At 71.4% G+C, this 17,268-nt stretch carries 15 protein-coding genes and 1 riboswitch; of the genes, 8 read left to right on the forward strand and 7 right to left on the reverse strand.

Annotated elements, in window-relative coordinates; all coding sequences use genetic code 11:
• The first annotated feature begins 209 nt into the window (after positions 1-209).
• From lipB to QBL25_RS13765, 4 genes are all read left to right on the forward strand, one after another.
• Positions 210-1,091, forward strand: coding sequence for a lipoyl(octanoyl) transferase LipB (lipB, locus tag QBL25_RS13750; RefSeq protein ID WP_409057325.1), 882 nt, complete (start codon positions 210-212; stop codon positions 1,089-1,091).
• 117 nt (positions 1,092-1,208) lie between these two features.
• Entirely contained in the window at positions 1,209-2,174 is a 966-nt protein-coding gene (locus QBL25_RS13755; protein WP_190081291.1) for a lipoyl synthase, read from the forward strand.
• 365 nt (positions 2,175-2,539) lie between these two features.
• Positions 2,540-2,743, forward strand: a complete 204-nt coding sequence (locus QBL25_RS13760; RefSeq protein ID WP_160504648.1) for a hypothetical protein — start codon at positions 2,540-2,542, stop codon at positions 2,741-2,743.
• 30 nt (positions 2,744-2,773) lie between these two features.
• Positions 2,774-3,475, forward strand: a complete 702-nt coding sequence (locus QBL25_RS13765) for a DUF4191 domain-containing protein (RefSeq protein ID WP_409057326.1) — start codon at positions 2,774-2,776, stop codon at positions 3,473-3,475.
• A gap of 167 nt (positions 3,476-3,642) precedes the next feature.
• Here QBL25_RS13765 and QBL25_RS13770 read toward each other — a convergent pair whose 3' ends face one another.
• The gene (locus QBL25_RS13770) at positions 3,643-4,110 is read right to left on the reverse strand and encodes an RDD family protein (protein ID WP_409057327.1); all 468 of its coding nucleotides are present in this window, start codon (positions 4,108-4,110) and stop codon (positions 3,643-3,645) included.
• Between the two features lie 218 nt (positions 4,111-4,328).
• Here QBL25_RS13770 and glnA point away from each other — a divergent pair, with 218 nt between their 5' ends.
• From glnA to QBL25_RS13785, 3 genes are all read left to right on the forward strand, one after another.
• The gene (glnA, locus tag QBL25_RS13775) at positions 4,329-5,738 is read left to right on the forward strand and encodes a type I glutamate--ammonia ligase (protein ID WP_365822919.1); all 1,410 of its coding nucleotides are present in this window, start codon (positions 4,329-4,331) and stop codon (positions 5,736-5,738) included.
• Positions 5,739-6,126: 388 nt separating this feature from the next.
• Positions 6,127-8,178: an ATP-binding protein gene (locus QBL25_RS13780; RefSeq protein ID WP_409057328.1), complete on the forward strand. Its 2,052-nt coding sequence runs from the start codon at positions 6,127-6,129 to the stop codon at positions 8,176-8,178.
• A 112-nt stretch (positions 8,179-8,290) separates the two neighbouring features.
• On the forward strand, positions 8,291-9,637 hold the full coding sequence (locus QBL25_RS13785) for a hypothetical protein (RefSeq protein ID WP_409057329.1): 1,347 nt from the start codon (positions 8,291-8,293) through the stop codon (positions 9,635-9,637).
• Between the two features lie 88 nt (positions 9,638-9,725).
• Here QBL25_RS13785 and QBL25_RS13790 read toward each other — a convergent pair whose 3' ends face one another.
• From QBL25_RS13790 to QBL25_RS13810, 5 genes are all read right to left on the reverse strand, one after another.
• Positions 9,726-10,517, reverse strand: a complete 792-nt coding sequence (locus QBL25_RS13790) for an ABC transporter ATP-binding protein (RefSeq protein ID WP_409057330.1) — start codon at positions 10,515-10,517, stop codon at positions 9,726-9,728.
• Positions 10,514-11,581 (reverse strand): FecCD family ABC transporter permease, encoded by a 1,068-nt coding sequence (locus QBL25_RS13795; protein WP_409057331.1) that lies wholly within the window; start codon positions 11,579-11,581, stop codon positions 10,514-10,516. The genes QBL25_RS13790 and QBL25_RS13795 overlap by 4 nt, the downstream gene beginning before the upstream one ends.
• A 170-nt stretch (positions 11,582-11,751) precedes the next feature.
• The gene (locus QBL25_RS13800; protein WP_409057332.1) at positions 11,752-12,873 is read right to left on the reverse strand and encodes an ABC transporter substrate-binding protein; all 1,122 of its coding nucleotides are present in this window, start codon (positions 12,871-12,873) and stop codon (positions 11,752-11,754) included.
• A gap of 39 nt (positions 12,874-12,912) precedes the next feature.
• A riboswitch (cobalamin riboswitch) is annotated at positions 12,913-13,099 on the reverse strand.
• Positions 13,100-13,177: 78 nt separating this feature from the next.
• Positions 13,178-13,645, reverse strand: a complete 468-nt coding sequence (locus QBL25_RS13805) for a VOC family protein (RefSeq protein ID WP_409057333.1) — start codon at positions 13,643-13,645, stop codon at positions 13,178-13,180.
• Positions 13,646-13,650: 5 nt separating this feature from the next.
• Entirely contained in the window at positions 13,651-14,517 is an 867-nt protein-coding gene (locus tag QBL25_RS13810; RefSeq protein WP_409057334.1) for a helix-turn-helix domain-containing protein, read from the reverse strand.
• Between the two features lie 196 nt (positions 14,518-14,713).
• Between QBL25_RS13810 and QBL25_RS13815 the strand changes: the two genes are divergently transcribed.
• Positions 14,714-15,859, forward strand: a complete 1,146-nt coding sequence (locus tag QBL25_RS13815; RefSeq protein ID WP_409057335.1) for a haloacid dehalogenase-like hydrolase — start codon at positions 14,714-14,716, stop codon at positions 15,857-15,859.
• Positions 15,860-15,874: 15 nt separating this feature from the next.
• Here the strand turns inward: QBL25_RS13815 and QBL25_RS13820 are convergent, their stop codons facing one another.
• Positions 15,875-17,221 (reverse strand): DUF2252 domain-containing protein, encoded by a 1,347-nt coding sequence (locus QBL25_RS13820; protein ID WP_409057336.1) that lies wholly within the window; start codon positions 17,219-17,221, stop codon positions 15,875-15,877.
• Between the last annotated feature and the right edge of the window lie 47 nt (positions 17,222-17,268).

Below are 17,268 nucleotides of genomic sequence, written 5' to 3' on the forward strand. Positions count from 1 at the left end.
TCTCCTGCCTTTCGGGCGTTGCCTTGAGCAGCCCTTATGGCTCCGTGAACGGCGTGAATGTAGCGGCCCTCACCGCCCCCATCGCGGCCTTCGACCGGCATTCATCCGATCGTGTGAGGATTGACCGGAGGACTGACGAGAATCCGCGGCCCGTACAGTGGCTGGGGGCGCGATATGTGCACGGTGCAGGTTCTAGGGAGGCACTTGCCGTGAGTGAGTTTCAGTTCGTCCGTCTCGGCTTCGGCCCCGACGCGGTCGAGTACCAGGAGGCCTGGGACGAGCAGCGCCGCGTGCACGCCGCCCGCTTCGCCGACGAGCTCCCGGACACGTGTCTGCTGCTTGAACACCCGCCGGTCTACACCGCGGGCCGCCGCACGGCGGACAGCGAGCGCCCGCTGGACGGCACCCCCGTCGTCGACGTGGACCGCGGCGGCAAGATCACCTGGCACGGCCCCGGACAGCTCGTGGGCTATCCGATCCAGAAGCTGCCGCGGCCGGTCGACGTGGTAGCACATGTGCGCCGCCTGGAAGAGGCTCTTATCCGTACGTGTGCGGAATTCGGCCTGGAGACGTCGCGCGTCGAGGGGCGCAGCGGCGTATGGGTGCTCGGTGACCCGCGTCAGGCGGCGGACCAGGCCCCGGCCCTGGGCGGCCTGACCCTGGACCTCGACCCGCGGACGCAGGACGACGAGTTCGACGCCCGGTTCAACGGCCCGGAGTACGCCCCGTCCAACGCGGGCCAGCGCCGCGAGGACCGCAAGATCGCGGCCATCGGCATCCGCGTCGCCAAGGGTGTGACGATGCACGGCTTCGCGCTGAACGTGAATCCGGACAACACCTGGTTCGACAAGATCATCCCGTGCGGCATCCGCGACGCGGGCGTGACGTCCGTCTCGTACGAGCTGGGCCGCGAGGTCACCATCGCCGACGTCCTGCCCGTCGCCGAGAAACACCTGCGGGAGGTCCTGGAGAACGCGGACCTCAAGCCGCGGACGATCGAGAAGACGGCCGAAGAGTCCGTCGCGAAGACGGGCGCGGAGTCCGCCCCGAAGACGGTCGAGAACCCGGAAGCCGAGAAGGCGACCGCCTAGACGGGGCGGGCCACGGGGAATGCAACCCGTGGGCCAGAGGTTGGCCGAACGTCAGGCCGACGAGATCACGGGCGTACCCTGGTGTACGCCGAAGAATCGAAGCTACAGGGAGCCGATGTGTCCGCAGTCGCACCCGACGGACGCAAGATGCTGCGCCTGGAGGTCCGGAACGCCCAGACCCCCATCGAGCGCAAGCCCGAGTGGATCAAGACCCGGGCGAAAATGGGCCCCGAGTACACCAAGATGCAGAACCTCGTGAAGAGCGAGGGCCTGCACACGGTCTGCCAGGAAGCGGGCTGTCCCAACATCTACGAGTGCTGGGAAGACCGCGAGGCCACCTTCCTCATCGGCGGTGACCAGTGCACCCGGCGCTGCGACTTCTGCCAGATCGACACGGGCAAGCCGCAGGCACTCGACCGTGACGAGCCGCGCCGCGTGGGCGAGTCCGTCGTCACGATGGACCTGAACTACGCCACGATCACCGGCGTCGCCCGCGACGACCTGGACGACGGCGGAGCCTGGCTGTACGCGGAGACCGTGCGCCAGATCCACGCGATGACGGCGGAGCGCGCGGAGGGCCAGACCAAGGTCGAGCTGCTCATCCCCGACTTCAACGCCGACCCCGACCAGCTGGCCGAGGTCTTCTCCTCGCGCCCCGAGGTCCTCGGGCACAACGTGGAGACGGTGCCGCGCATCTTCAAGCGCATCCGCCCCGGCTTCCGCTTCGAGCGCTCGCTGGAGGTCATCACCCGCGCCCGCGAGGCCGGCCTGGTCACCAAGTCGAACCTCATCCTGGGCATGGGCGAGGAGCGCGAGGAGATCAGCGAGGCGCTGCACGCGCTGCACGACGCGGGTTGCGAGCTCATCACGATCACGCAGTACCTGCGCCCGACGCCGCGCCACCACCCCGTGGAGCGCTGGGCCAAGCCGCAGGAGTTCGTGGAGCTCAAGGAGGAGGCCGAGGAGATCGGCTTCTCCGGCGTCATGTCGGGCCCGCTGGTCCGCTCCTCGTACCGCGCCGGTCGCCTCTACCAGATGGCGATCGAGAAGCGCGGGGCGTACGTCGCGTCGCAGGCGGTCTGAGCGGGGCGGGGATCCGCGTGGATTCCGGTTCCGCTTCCGGTTCCGCCTGGAGGCCGTACCAAGGCTGCGTGAAGGCCGCACGAAGGCTGCATGAGGGGCGCACGAAGGCCTCACGAACGCCGCGTGGAGGTCGCAGTGTGTGAATCGGCGCACAAGTGACTACTGACGAGTAGTGGCCGAGATGACGCGGCCCTGACGGTCCCCGCAGGTGAGGGGGATCGTCAGGGCCGCGTCAGGGTTTCGAGGTCGGGCGTCAAGGCTTCATCCGTGTTTGACCGGTCGGTCACGCCCTGGTAACACCAATCAGTGACCCTGGAATTACCCCACGTACAGCCCTACCCATAGCCGCCCAGGAGGGCCCCACCATGCAGGCCGCGCCCGTACGCGCCACCGCCATCCCGTCCGTCACCGACGCACTGCGTGCCGTCGAGTCGCTTCTCATGAGCAGCGGCCAGCGCACCGCTCGCCGCAACGCCTGGACGTCCGTGCTCGACGACCGGCGCCGCGCCAAGGACCGGGCCGAGGCGCTGCGTGTCCTCGAAGAGGCGATGACAACCCGCACGTCGTAGTCACCTCCAGGGACACGTAGACTTCACGACATGGCGAGGAAGGAAACCGCGGCGGACGCCGCGAACCCCGGGCGACTCAAGCAGATTGCCCTGACCTACAAGATGACCCGCAAGGCCGATCCGCGGATCGGGCTTGTCATCGCGGCTGTGGGAATCGTCACCTTCGGTGTCTTCCTCGCGATCGGCTTCTTGATCGGTCACCCGATCTATCTCGGCATTCTCGGCTTTGTGCTCGCCTTCCTCGCGATGGCGATCGTCTTCGGGCGCAGGGCCGAGCGTGCGGCCTTCGGGCAGATGGAGGGCCAGCCCGGTGCGGCGGCCGCGGTGCTCGACAAGATCGGCCGCGGCTGGACGACGACTCCGGCGGTGGCGATGAACCGCAGCCAGGACGTCGTGCACCGCACGGTCGGCAAGGCCGGCATCGTGCTCGTCGCCGAGGGCAACCCGAACCGGGTGAAGAGCCTGCTGGCGGCCGAGAAGAAGCGTATGGCCCGGGTCGTCTCCGACGTCCCCGTGCACGACGTGATCGTGGGCACCGGCGAGGGCCAGGTCCCGCTGAAGAAGCTGCGCACGACGCTTCTGAAGCTGCCCCGCGTCCTCCAGGGCCCGCAGGTCACGGCGACGAACGACCGGCTGCGCGCGATGGGCGACCTGATGAGCAACATGCCGCTCCCGAAGGGCCCGATGCCGAAGGGCATGCGGATGCCTCGCGGCGGCCCGAAGATGCGGTAATCGCCGCAGAGCTGCTGGTCCGAGGCTCACCTGCCTCTCCCCCGTCTTTCCCTGTCTCTACGTAGACGAAGGCCCCGGAACCGATCGGTTCCGGGGCCTTCGTCATGAGCTCGGGTTCGCGTTCGCGTTCGAGCTCGTGTTCGTCGTCGAGTTCGTGTCAGTAGGGATCAGATGCGGACCTGGACGGCGCGGGCGAGGCGGTCGTGGAGGCCGCGGCCGTCGCGGTCCCAGATCAGGGCCGGGACGCCGACGCACAGCAGCACGCTGCGGACGAGGACCCTGCCGATGCCGAGCCGGCCGCCGCCCTCGGCGACCACCCGCAGCCGGAAGAGGGCCTTGCCGGGGGTGCAGCCGACCGTGCCGACCGTCAGGACGGTCATGACGAAGAAGATGCCGAGCGCCCAGTTGCCCATCGCCTGCTGGTCACCGCGAGCGAACAGGCCGTATGCGATGAGCAGGCACAGGGCCCAGTCGACGGCGATGGCGCCCATGCGCCGCCCGGGCCGCGCGATCGATCCCGGCCCCTCCTCGGGCAGACCGAGCTGCTCGCCCCGGTACCCGAAGTCGACGCCCGCTTCCTCTGCCGCCGCACGAGGCCCGGAGAGCCACGATCCGATTGCTTGCCTGTTGTCCACCCGTCCACGGTACTGCGCCCGATTTCGTACGAGGACGGGCGGGGTAGGGCGAATGACACCCGGCGCGGACCCGGCCCGGTTAACTTCCGCGAAACAAATGGGTCATGCTTGAGAAATCCCCCGTACCTATGGTCGGGTCCCAGCGTGTGCCACCGCACTGGCCGCACAACGAGCTGCAACCCCGTCCCCGCCTGGGGGTCGGGAGTAGGAGGAGTTGGATGTTCCAGAACGCCGACGACGCAAAGAAGTTCATCGCGGACGAGGACGTGAAGTTCGTAGATGTCCGGTTCTGCGACCTGCCCGGAGTGATGCAGCACTTCACGATCCCGGCAGCGGCGTTCGACCCGAACGAGGAGCTGGCGTTCGACGGATCGTCGATCCGCGGCTTCCAGGCCATCCACGAGTCCGACATGGCGCTGCGCGCGGACCTGTCGACCGCCCGGGTCGATCCCTTCCGCCGCGACAAGACCGTCAACATCAACTTCTTCATCCACGACCCGATCACGGGCGAGCAGTACAGCCGTGACCCGCGCAACATCGCCAAGAAGGCCGAGGCCTACCTCGCGTCGACCGGCATCGCGGACACCGCGTACTTCGGCCCCGAGGCCGAGTTCTACGTCTTCGACAACGTCCGCTTCCAGACGTCGGCGAACGAGAGCTTCTACCACATCGACTCCGAGGCGGGCGCCTGGAACACCGGTGCGGTCGAGAACAACCGCGGCTACAAGGTCCGCTACAAGGGCGGCTACTTCCCGGCCCCGCCGGTGGACCACTTCGCCGACCTGCGTGCCGAGATCTCCCTGGAGCTGGACAAGAACGGCCTCCAGGTCGAGCGCCAGCACCACGAGGTCGGCACGGCCGGCCAGGCGGAGATCAACTACAAGTTCAACACGCTGCTCGCCGCGGCCGACGACCTGATGCTCTTCAAGTACATCGTGAAGAACGTCGCCTGGCGCAACCAGAAGACCGCGACCTTCATGCCGAAGCCGATCTTCGGCGACAACGGCTCGGGCATGCACGTCCACCAGTCGCTGTGGGCCAACGGCGACCCGCTGTTCTACGACGAGCAGGGCTACGCGGGCCTCTCGGACACCGCCCGCTACTACATCGGCGGCATCCTCAAGCACGCCCCGTCGCTGCTCGCCTTCACGAACCCGACGGTGAACTCGTACCACCGCCTGGTCCCGGGCTTCGAGGCGCCGGTCAACATGGTGTACTCGCAGCGCAACCGCTCGGCCGCCATGCGTATCCCGATCACGGGCTCGAACCCGAAGGCCAAGCGCGTCGAGTTCCGCGCGCCGGACCCGTCCTCGAACCCGTACCTGGCGTTCTCGGCGCTCCTGATGGCCGGCCTGGACGGCGTCAAGAACAAGATCGAGCCGCCGGAGCCGATCGACAAGGACCTCTACGAGCTCGCCCCCGAGGAGCACGCGGGCGTCGCCCAGGTCCCGACCTCCCTCCCCGCGGTCCTCGACGCCCTGGAGGCGGACAACGAGTACCTCCAGGCGGGCGGCGTCTTCACGTCCGACCTGATCGAGACGTGGATCGACTACAAGCGGACGAACGAGATCGCCCCGATCCAGCTCCGCCCGCACCCGCACGAGTTCGAGCTGTACTTCGACATCTAAACCGCGGGGTCGGGTGGCCGTGCCGGGTTTTTGCTCGCCGGGCAGGCCTCTGGCTTCACATCGCATCTGAGTACGGCGGCGAGGGTCGCTTCTTCCGGGTCGGGAGGAGCGGCCCTCGTTGTTTTGGTCCCTTCTGGCCGTTCTTGGCCGTTCTTGGTGGTTCCTCGCGATCAGGTGCGGACTCCTTCGGGCAGTTTCGTGCCTCTCGTCGTGTGGGGTGGCGCTGTGGTGCAGGCTGCCGCCGTCGGCCCACGCTGTGGGGCACGGGACCGGTGCGAGGGGGGCAGTCGTGGTGGCGGCGTCGGGGCAGCAGGGGGAGCCGCGCGGGGGACGACGGGTGGGGAACCTGACCCCGCCGCGTACCGAAACCGTCGATCGTCGGGCGGAAGTGAGCGCGATCGAGCGGATGTTCCTCGCCCCCTCGCTCGAAGAGCCGACGCGGCTGGTGACCCTGACCGGCGTCGGCGGAGTGGGCAAGACCCGGGTGGCGCTGGATGCCGCCGTCGCGCTCCAGCCCCGCTTCCGCGACGGGGCCTGGCTGGTGGAGCTCTCCCCGCTGCGCCGGCAGGGCGACCTGCTCGCCCACGTCATCGCGGAGACCCTGCCGCTGGCCGATCAGACCACCCGCCCGATGACCGAGGTCCTCGCGGAGTACCTGGCCGACCGGGAGCTGCTGCTCGTGCTCGACACCTGCGAGCACCTGGTCGAGGACTGCGCGCGCGTCGCCGAGGCCCTGCTGCGGGCCGCGCCGGGGCTGCGGGTCCTGGCCACCAGCCGGCGCGTTCTGAACGCGGCGGGCGAGCGGGTCCTCACCGTCGAGCCGCTGCCGGTGCCCGAGGACGACGACGCGCGGGCGGGCACGGCGGACGCGGTGGTGCTGCTGACCCGGCGCGCCATGGAGGCGGTGCCCGGCTTCACCGTCACCGATGCCGACCACGCGGAGCTGGTACGGCTGTGCCGGCGCCTGGAGGGGCTGCCGCTGGCGATCGAGCTGGCCGCGGCCCGTCTCCGTGATCTGCCGGTCAAGGAACTGACCGCCCGACTCGACGACCGCTTCGCCGTCCTGGGCGACACCGACGGCATCGCCACCGACGCCGATCCTCCCTGGCACCAGGCTCTGCGCACGGCGATCGGCTGGAGCCACGAGCTGTGCACTCCCGCCGAACGGCTCCTGTGGGCCCGTCTCTCGGTGTTCGCCGGCAGCTTCGACGTCGAGACGACCCAGCGGATCTGCGCCGACGACCACCTTCCCGCCGCGGACATTCCCGCCGTCCTCGACACGCTGATGGACAAGTCGATCCTGCTCTGGCGGCCCACCGGGGGCGGCGAGCGCTACCGCATGCTCGACACCATCCGCGAGTTCGGGGCCCACTGGCTGCGCGGTCTCGGCGAGGACGACGCGCTGCGCCGCCGCCACCGGGACCATTACCTGGCTCTGGCCCGCCGGGGCCACGCCGCCTGGATCGGCCCCGATCAGTTCGCCTGGTACGACCGGATGACCGCCGAGCACGACAACCTCCGCGCCGCGCTGGAGTTCAGCCTGGCCGAGGCCGAAGGCCAGGTCGCGCTGGAGCTGACCGGAACACTGTGGTTCTTCTGGCAGGCGTGCGGGTTCGTCAAGGAGGGCCGCCACTACCTGGACCGGGCCCTGGCCGCCGACACCGCCCCTTCCCCGGCCCGGGTGAAGGCCCTGTACGCCATCGGTCAACTGCTGCTCTACCTGGGCGATCTCCCGGCCCTCGAGGAACGGGCCGCCGAGTGCACGGCCCTGGCCGCCCGGTTCGGCGACACGGAGCGCGGGTACGCGGCCGCCACCGAGCTGCGGGTGTCGGCGGTGCGCGGCGATCTGGAGTCGACGGTGGCCCGGGCCGAGGCCCAGCTCGCCACGGACTGGCGCGAGCAGCCCCTCACCTTGCTTCCGCTGGCGGCCCTGGTCTTCCTCACCCACTCGCTCGTCGCCGCGGGCCGCTTCGAGGAGGCCTTCCGCTGGCTGGACGAACTGCGCGCCGCCAGTGAGCGCAGCGGCGAGCGCAGCATGTGCGCCTGGGGTGACTTCGTCCGCGCCCAGGCCGAGCTGGCCCTGGGCCTCTTCGAAGAGGCCCGCTGGCACGCCCGCGAGGCACTCGTGGTCAAACACCGGCTGCGCGACGGCGTGGGCACCGCCCACGCCCTGGAATCCCTGGCCCGCTCCGCCACCGCCACCGGCCGGTACCGGGACGCCGCCTGGCTGCTCGGACTGGCCGCGCAGCTGTGGGAGACCCTTGGCCGACCGCAGGCGGGCATCCCCCCGATGGTGGTGGCCCACCAAGTCTGCGAACGGCGGACCCGCGAAGCCCTCGGGGAAGACGCCTACCGGCACGCCTTCGACGCCGGCCACACCACCGATCCGGAATCCGGCATCGTCCACGCCCTCGACTCCAGCTCCGCACCGCCTCTCTAGGCCGGGGCAGCGAGCGGGAACTCCCCAGTCCGAGGCAGGGGAACTCCCCAGTCCGGGCCGGAGGAAACTCGGGCGCGCCGGGGCCCTTTCGCCGCCTACGATCGCCGTCTCAATGGGGCGACGGGGGGCGGCCGCGATGGTGATGCGCAGTTGGTTCGGTGGGGGCGGCAAACGAGGGGAACTCGTGGGCGGCATGCCCGGGGACTCCCTGCGGGACGTGCTCGATGTGTCGGATCCCGCCGCCTGGATCGCGTTCGACTCCGACATGCGCGGGATGTTCTCGCACCCGGGCGTCGTGAAGGCCAAGGAGAGCCAGGTCGCCTTCGCTCTGTGCAGTCGCGACGGCCGGGTGCGCGAGCGGGCGGTGCGGCGGGCCGCGCGGCATCCGGTGCTGTTGCCCCTGGTCGTCATCCGCTGTGCCGACTGGGCCGCGCCCGTACGGGAGAAGGCACGCGGCCTGCTGCGGGACACCCTGCCCCGCCTCGGCGCCGCGGAGCTGGCCTCGCTCGCGCCCGTGCTGTTGCGCGTGGGGCGCCGGGAACGCGGAGCCTTCGGCGTCGAGCTGCTGCGGGAAGTGGTGAGCGGTACGGCGGGCGATGCAGCGGGTGAAACGACGGGCGATGCGGCGGGTGAGCGGCTCGTGGCGCTGCTCGGCCACGGGGATCCCGTCGTACGGCGCTTCGCTCATCGCATCGCCGTCGACGCGCACGCGCAGCCGGTCGCGGAGCTGGCCCGTGTCGCCGTCCACGACCGCGACGTCGTGATCCAGAACCTCTGCGCCGACGCCGCCCTCGCGGGCCTGGGCGAGGCCGCGGGCGAAGGGGCGTACCGCGACGTGGTCGTGCCCCTCCTGGGCGCCCGCACCCCCCGCGTCCGTTCCGCCGGTGTCACCGCGCTGCGCCGCGTGGGGCGGCCGGAAGCGGCCCGGGAGTACCTCACGGACCGCTCGGCGCTCGTGCGCGCCTGCGCCCGCTACGTCCTGCGGCAGTCCGGGACCGATCCGCTGCCGCTCTACCGGGCGTGGTGCGCCGACCCCGGTGACGCCGCGCTGCCGCCGGGCGCCCCCGTCGGCCTGGCGGAGTGCGGTGTCCGCACCGATGCCGGGCTGCTGCTGCCGCTCCTCGCGCACGAGGTCTCCGGGGTCAGGGCCCGTGCCGTGGCCGGGCTGCGGCTGCTCGACGTCGCGTGCGGCGAGGAGGTGCGGGTGCTCCTGGACGACCCCGCGCCCGCCGTCGCCCGCGAGGCCTCCGCCGCGCTCCTGCCCGGCGCGCGGCAGCTCCCCACGGAGTGGCTGATGGCGCGCCTGGGGCCCGGCCTCCCCCGGCACACCCGCGTCGCCGCCTTCCGGCTGCTGTGCGCGCAGGACGAGGCCTCGCGACGGCGCGCCGCTGCCGCCCTGCTGGAGGACGCCGACGCCAAGCTCCGGTTCCGGGCCGGGCAGGTCGTGCGGAGCCTTTGACACCTGGTGGGGCGCAGCCGCGGCTCCGTGCGGAGGCCGAGCCGCTGGCAGCCGGTGACGCACGGCCGCCGCTGCCCCTCCCGTGAACTCAGCCGCGGAGGAAGCGGATGGAGGGGTGGGGTTCGGCGGGGTGGTGGGTGACCTCGGCGCGGACGCCGTACACCTTCGCGATCAGTTCCTCCGTGATCACTTCCGCCGGGGTGCCCGACGCGTAGGTCACCCCCTCGCGCAGGACGAGGACGTGGTCGCAGAACATCGCCGCCAGGTTCAGGTCGTGCAGGGCGATCACGCTCGTCAGGGGGAGGTCCGCCACCAGGGCGAGGAGATCCAGCTGGTGCTGGATGTCCAGGTGGTTGGTGGGTTCGTCCAGGAGCAGTTCCCGTGGCGTCTGCGCCAACGCCCGCGCTATCTGCACCCGTTGGCGCTCACCGCCCGAGAGCGTGTGCCAGGACTGGGCCGCCCGGTCCGCGAGGCCCGTACGGAGGAGGGCTTCCCGTACCGCTTCCTCGTCCTCGGGGGTGGGGAGCGTCCACGCCCTGCGGTGCGGGATGCGGCCCAGGCGTACGACCTCCTCCACCGAAAGCTCCACCTGCGTGGTGGCGTCCTGGTCCACCACCGCCACCCTGCGGGCCACCGTGCGGCGGCCGATCTCCCGCAGCGGGTCGCCGTCCAGCGTGACCACGCCCGACGTCGGGGCGAGGACGCCCGCGAGGAGGCGCAGCAGGGTGGACTTGCCCGAGCCGTTCGGGCCGAGCAGGCCGACCGTGGCTCCGGGCGGCGGCGACAGGCTCACCCCGTCCACGAGGAGGTGGCCCGCCGCCGCCCTGGTCACCCGATCGGCCCGCAGCCCGCACCCGGCGGCATGCGGCCGGCCGGTCATGTCGTCCGCCGCGTGCGGTACAGGACCAGGACGAACGCCGGGACACCGATCAGCGACGTCACCACCCCCACGGGGACCTCCTGGGGGTCGAGGACCGTACGGGCCAGGGTGTCCACCCACACCAGGAACACCGCGCCCGCGAGCGCCGTGACCGGGAGCAGGCGTGCGTGCCCGGAGCCGACCAGCGCCCGGGCCGCGTGCGGCAGGACCAAGCCCACGAAGCCGATGGCCCCCGCGCTGCTGACCAACGCCCCCGTCAGGAGCGCCGTGACGGAGAGCAGCAGGAGGCGGGTGCGGGCCACGTGGACGCCGAGCGTGGCCGCCGCGTCCTGGCCGAACGCGAACGCGTCCAGGGTGCGCGCCTGCGTCAGGCAGACCGCGAGCGCCGCGAAGAGCACCGCCCCGCACAGCCAGACGTCGATCCAGCCCACCCCGCTCAACGAGCCGAGCAGCCAGAACAGGACGCTGCGTGTCGTCTCCGCGTCACCGGACGTCAGGATCACGAAGGAGGTGAGGGCGGAGAAAAGCTGCATCGCCGCCACACCGGACAGCACCACCCGGTCCGCGCTGCCGCCCAGGGTGTGGCTCAGGAACAGGACCAGCGCGAAGGAGCACACCGCCCCGGCGAAGGCGCCCGCCGAGACCGACACCGCTCCCCCGCCGATGCCCAGGACGACGATCGCGACCGCGCCCGTGGACGCCCCCGACGAGACGCCGAGCACGAAGGGGTCGGCGAGGGGGTTGCGCAGGAGGGACTGGAGGACCGTCCCGCAGACCGCGAGGCCCGCCCCGCAGACCGCCGCGAGGAGCGTGCGCGGCATGCGCAGGTTCCAGACGATGCCGTCCCGGATGGGCGTGAGCCGCGCCTCTCCCCCGCCGAGGTGGGCCGCGACCGCCGACCACACGTCCGGTACGGAGATGTCCGCGGGCCCGATGGTGACGGCCACCGCGACGGAGAGGGCGAGGGCGGCGAGGCCCGCCGCCCAGAGGAGCACGTGCCGCACACCGCCCGGCCCTCCGACCCCGGCCCGGACCCGGACCCGGGCCCCGACGCGGGCACGCACACCACCCCCGACACCCGCATCAGCACCGACACCTCCACCAGCACCGGCCCCGGATCCCCCGCCGGCACCAGCACCCCCACCGGCATCAGCTCCGACACCGGTGTCGGCATCAGCTCCGGCACCCCCACCGGCACCAGCACCAGCACCAGCACCAGCACCCACACCTCCCCTCACTTCGCGAGCCCGAACTCGCGCAACGCCGCGGCGACTTGCTCCACGCCGTCCACCGTGCGGATCGTCGGGTTCATGGCCTGGCCGCTCAGCAGCACGTACCGCTTCTTCTTCACGGCGGTGAGGTTCTTGGTGACCGGGTCGGACTCCAGGAACGCGATCTTCTTCTTCGCGCTCTCGGCCGTCTGCGACTTGCGGGTGAGGTCGCCGATGACCAGGACGTCCGGGTCGCGGTCGGCGACCGTCTCCCAGTTGATCTGGGGCCACTCCTCGCGGGTGTCGTCGAAGACGTTCTTCGCGCCCAGCTCGCGCGTGATGATGCCCGGGGCCCCGCAGCATCCCGCGATGTACGGGGCGTCGGAGTTGGCGAACCAGTAGAGGAGCGTGGCGTCGGAGGCGTCGATGTCCTCGGTGGCCTTCGCCACGCGCCCCTTGAGTTCGCCGATCAGGCGCTCGCCGCGCTTCTCGACGCCGAAGGCCCTGGCCAGGTCGCGTACTTCGCCGTAGACGGTGTCCATGGTGAGCGTCTTGACGCGGCGGCCGTCGCCGTCGCCGCTGTTGTCCTTGCCCGCGCAGTCGGAGGGCGAGACATAGGCGGGCACGCCCAGCTCGGCGAACTTGGCGCGGTCGGCGACGCCTCCCTTGCTGACCGTGGCAAGGAAGGAGGCCGTGACGAAGTCCGGCTCCTTGGACAGGACCTTCTCGAAGGAGGGGTAGCTGTCGGCGAGGCGGTCGACCCCGGCGTTCTCCTTCTCCAGGCCCTTGAGCACCGGGTCCGTCCAGGTGCCGGTGCCGGCCATGCGGTCCGCGAGGCCGAGGGAGAGCAGGATCTCGGTGGAGCCCTGGTCGAGGGAGACGGCCCGCCGCGGCGGCGCCTTGATCTCCGCCTTCTTGCCGCAGGAGGTCAGGGTCAGCGGATACCCGGCCGCCTCGCGGTCCGTGCCGGACGCGGTGGAGGGCGAGCCGCCGCAGGAGGTCAGCGTGACGGCCAGGGCCGTGCCGAGGAGGACGGAGACAGGGCCACGTATACGACGGCGACCACGGCTGCGACGGCCAGGAACGTGCACGCGTGCACGACGGGCTATGAAGGACACGGGGATCCCTTGAGTCTCACGGCTCATACGCGGAGCCTGGCCTGCTTCGTCACCTCCGCCGCCCGGTGTGCGGACGGAGGTGCCAGCAGGTCTTCGGACTCGGGGATCGGCCGGACGGGGCGCCTTCCCAGGCGTCCGTGGACGCCCAGTGGCCGTGGCCCCGCCCGTTCCCCCTCACCGCTGCGCGTCAGTTCCGGATTCGCACCGGATTCCCTGGCCCTGGTGTGGGTTGACTGGCGTGCGCAAGCTATCACGCGAGGTCAGGAAGGCTGCCGTCAAGCCGGGTCAAGCAGGGTCAGGACGCGGGGCCGGGTGAGAACGCCGGTCCGGGTCAGGCCGCGGGGCCGGGCCTCGGTGCCCCGCGGTAGGTGCCGAAGGACCATTTGTTGCCCTCGGGGTCGGCGATCGCGAACTCCCGGCTGCCGTACGGCTTGTCCTCGATCTCGCGGATGATGTCGGCCCCCGCGGCCGTGAGCCGCCGGTAGAGGTCGTCCACGTGGTCAGTGACGATGTACGCCCCGGAGGTGCCCGGCTTCAGGCACCAGTCACCGGCCCCTTCGTCGTACGAACCGAGCATGATCGCGCCGCCCTCGGGCCAGTCGAGCTCGGCGTGGGCCACGCTGTCGCCGTCCTGGTAGACGGCCGTGCGCAGGAAGCCGACCGTGCCGACCAGGAAGTCGATCAGGGCGGGGGCGTCGTGCGCCTGGAGCGTCGGCCAGACGTCGGGGGCGCGGCCGGCGCCGGACGCGGACCGGTCCTGCTGCTTCTCGGTGGTGTCCACCGCTTCGTTGGTGTTCATGGCTCCTACTCTTCGCCCCCGCCATGGCTCCCGGCTTGGATATTCCGGCACTCTTCGGCCAGCCAGCCGCTGGGGCTCACGCCCGCGTACTCCCGGAAGTCCCGCACCAGGTGCGAGTGGTCGTAGTAGCCGCAGTCGGCGGCGACGCGGGCCAGGTCGGGGGCCGCGCCCGCCGCGACCGGGCGGACCACGGCGTTCCGTGCGCGCTGGAAGCGCATCAGGCGGCCGGCCTGCTTGGGGCTCAGGCCCGTCTCGGCGCGGAAGAGCGTGGTGAGGCGGCGTTCGCTGAGCGCGACGTGCCGGGAGAGCCCGCGCAAGGTGCCCGTGCCCCGGTGCCGGGCCAGCCAGGCCCAGGCCTCGGCGACCTCGGGGCGTACGGACCCGGCGGCGTCCGCGTCGGCGGCGCACCGGCGCAGGTAGCCGGACAGGGAGGCGAACCGCTCCTGCCAGGTGCCCTGCTCGCACAGCAGCTCCCGTACGTCGGCGGCGCGGTGCCCCAGGACGTCCGCGCCGGGCGTCACGAGCTCACCGGCCAGCGCTCCGGCCGGTACGCCGAAGAGGGCGCGGGCGGCGAGCGGGTGGACGGCGAGCTGGATGCCGGCCTCGTACTCGGGCCGCAGGACGTAGGCCGGGGACCGGTGCAGGCCGCCGAGGACGATGTCCGTGCGGACGGCGTCCCGGCCGCCCGCCTGCTCGGGGCTCTCGCCGGTGACGACGGGTCCGTCCAGCGAGAAGATCAGCGTCAGATACGGGGAGGGCAGGCCGCGGTGCAGCCCGGGCTGCTCGCCGCGCGTGCGGTAGCCGACGGCGGACACCACCATGCCGTCGAGCCGCGGGGCGGCCCGCACGAACTCCCGGGAGACGGTCTCCATGCCTTCCAGTATGCGAGGGACGGCGCCGCGAAGCAGGGTCGAAAGGCATTCCGCCCGTCTGACGCCGCTACCCGCCCCCGCCCGTCCCATGCCGGTTCCGGCCGGTGATGTCGATCATGGGAATCCGCCGCCCCGGCCCATACGATGACCCGCCGCTCCGGACGGGGCGCAGACCGCTCTCAGGGGGCACACGACCATGGCAGTAAAGGCAAAGGGCAAGGGCAAGCTGGCCGTCATCGGCACGGCGGGCGCGCTCACCGCGGCCGTTCTCGCGGGGACGGCGCTGTGGCCGGGCACGGACGCGACGGCCGCGGACAGCTCCACCACGGCGGCGCGGACCGCGCGGGCGGCGGCCGAGCTGAAGCACTGGCCCGAGCCGGTCGCGAAGCAGCTGGGCAAGGTCATCGCCCGGCACGAGCGCAGGGGCGCGTACGCCGTATTCGACGCGGACAACACCACGTACCGCAACGACCTGGAGGAGTCCCTCCTGCCCTTCCTGGAGATGAAGGGGGTGCTGACCCGCAAGACGATGGACCCGTCGCTGAAGATCATCCCGTTCAAGGACACGGCGCAGCACAAGGAGAGCCTGTACAGCTACTACAACCGGCTGTGCGAGGTCGACGACCAGGTCTGCTACCCCTGGGTCGCGCAGGTCTTCTCCGGCTTCACGCTGAAGGAGCTCAAGGGGTACGTCGACGAACTCCTCGCCCGCGACGAGCCGATCCCCGCCGAGTACTACGAGGACGGCAAGCTGACGAAGACCGAGGTGAAGACGCCCGAGTTCTTCCCCGGCATGCAGGAGCTCTACAAGTCCCTGCGCAAGCACGGCATCGAGGTCTACGTCGTCAGCGCGGCCAGCGAGGACCTGGTGCGCATGGTGCTCGCCGACCCGAAGTACGGCTACGGCGTGAAGCCGGAGAACGTCATCGGCGTCGGTCTCCAGCTCAAGGACCGCAAGACCGGCCAGGTCACCAGCTCCCGCAAGGAGATCGCGGAGGGCCGCTTCGACGAGAAGAAGCTCGCCGGGCGTGAGCTGACGCCGAACCTGTGGGCGCCCATGACCTGGTTCCAGGGCAAGCCCGCGGCCATCAACACCTACATCGACGAGTGGAAGAAGCCGGTCCTGGTGGCCGGCGACACCCCCAAGAGCGACGGCCCGATGCTGTTCCACTCGGCGGACGTGGAGCACGGCGGGGCGCGGGTCTGGGTCAACCGCAAGGACTCCTACATGAAGGAGCTGGCCGGGATGAAGCAGAAGAACGCCGACCGGCAGCGGGAGCTCGGCCAGAAGGTCACCGCGGACAAGCGGTGGCTGACGGTGACGCCGGACCAGATCGGCTAGGTCACCGCTCGCCCGTCACGGATCCGTGGCCTTGACCAGGCCCGAGGAGATCGCCTCGGTCAGGGCCGCGTGATCCCGGGCGTTCTGCGCGGTGTAGCGCAGCGCGAAGTCCGCGATCGCCCGGTCGAACGTGTCGGAGCCGCCCAGGTAGGCCGCGATGGCGATGCGGTCGCCGGAGCGGGCGTGGGCGCGGGCCAGGACGGTGCCGCAGAGCCGGGCGTAGGAGCGCAGTTCGGCGGGGGACATGGCTTCCACGTCCGCCGAGCCCTTCATGTCGCGCAGCTGGCGCCAGTAGAAGGCGCGGCCCTGGGGGCCCGTCATCCAGCCGAGGAAGATGTCGCCGGCCGCCTGGAGGAGGCGCTGGCCCGCGACCACGCGGTGTCCGGGGTGGACGTAGGGCCCCGCGGGGAGGTGCTCCTCGACGACCGAGCGGACCGCCTCCTTGATCTGGAGGAAGAGCGGGTCGTCGGCGTCGCGTCCGGCGAGGAGCACGATGAAGCAGCGGGTGCCGACGCTGCCCACGCCGACCACCTTCCGGGCCGCGTCCACGAAGTGGTAGCGGTCCAGGAGGAGCCGGCGCTCCTCGGAGAGCGTGGAGCGGTAGTCGCCGAAGATCTTGCGCAGCGCCGCGAGGTCCGTGGCGGCGGCCGGCTGGACGAGCGGCGGGTCGTGGATGATGCGGCGGACGCCGGGAGCGCCTTCGACCTCTTCGGTCAGCTTGGCGAGCGCGTGCAGGCTCGTGCGGCGGCGGGCCCGGTCCAGGGTGGTGGCCGCCCGCTTGCGGTGGCGGTCGGAGCGGATGAGCGGCAACAGGTCGTGTGCGTCGGTGCGTTCGTACCAGACGGCCAGTTCGCCGAGTCCGGCCAGGCGCCGCATCGACGTGCGGTACGCGGCCACCGCCGCGCGGCAGGCTTCGCGTGCCCCGCTCTCGGGGTGGCCGTTGTCGCCGGACGCCACGGCGATGCTCGCGGCGAGGCGTTTGACGTCCCATTCGAAGGGCCCCGGGCAGGTCTCGTCGAAGTCGTTGAGGTCGAAGAGCAGGGCGCGCTCCGGCGAGGCGTACAGACCGAAGTTCAACAGGTGGGCGTCGCCGCAGAGTTGGACCGTCAGGCCGGTGTTCCACTGGGCGGCGAGGTCTCCCGCCATGACGGCGGCGGAGCCCCTGAGGAAGGCGAAGGGGGAAGCCGCCATGCGGCCGTACCGGATGGGCAGCAGTTCCTGGACGCGATCCTCGCCCTGCCGTTCGAGCACGGCCACGGGGTCGGCGCGGTCGGCGGAGGGTATCCACGCCCCGTGCGAGGTGCGGGAGGCGTGTTTGCGGGCGGCCTTGCCCCGGCGGGCACGCTCTTCCGGAGTGGCCATCGCCCCTCTCCCCTCTCCGTCGGCCGTCCCTTCCTCCGCGTCGGCGG

The organism is Streptomyces sp. SYP-A7185 (genome assembly GCF_046103685.1).
Taxonomy (GTDB): domain Bacteria; phylum Actinomycetota; class Actinomycetes; order Streptomycetales; family Streptomycetaceae; genus Streptomyces.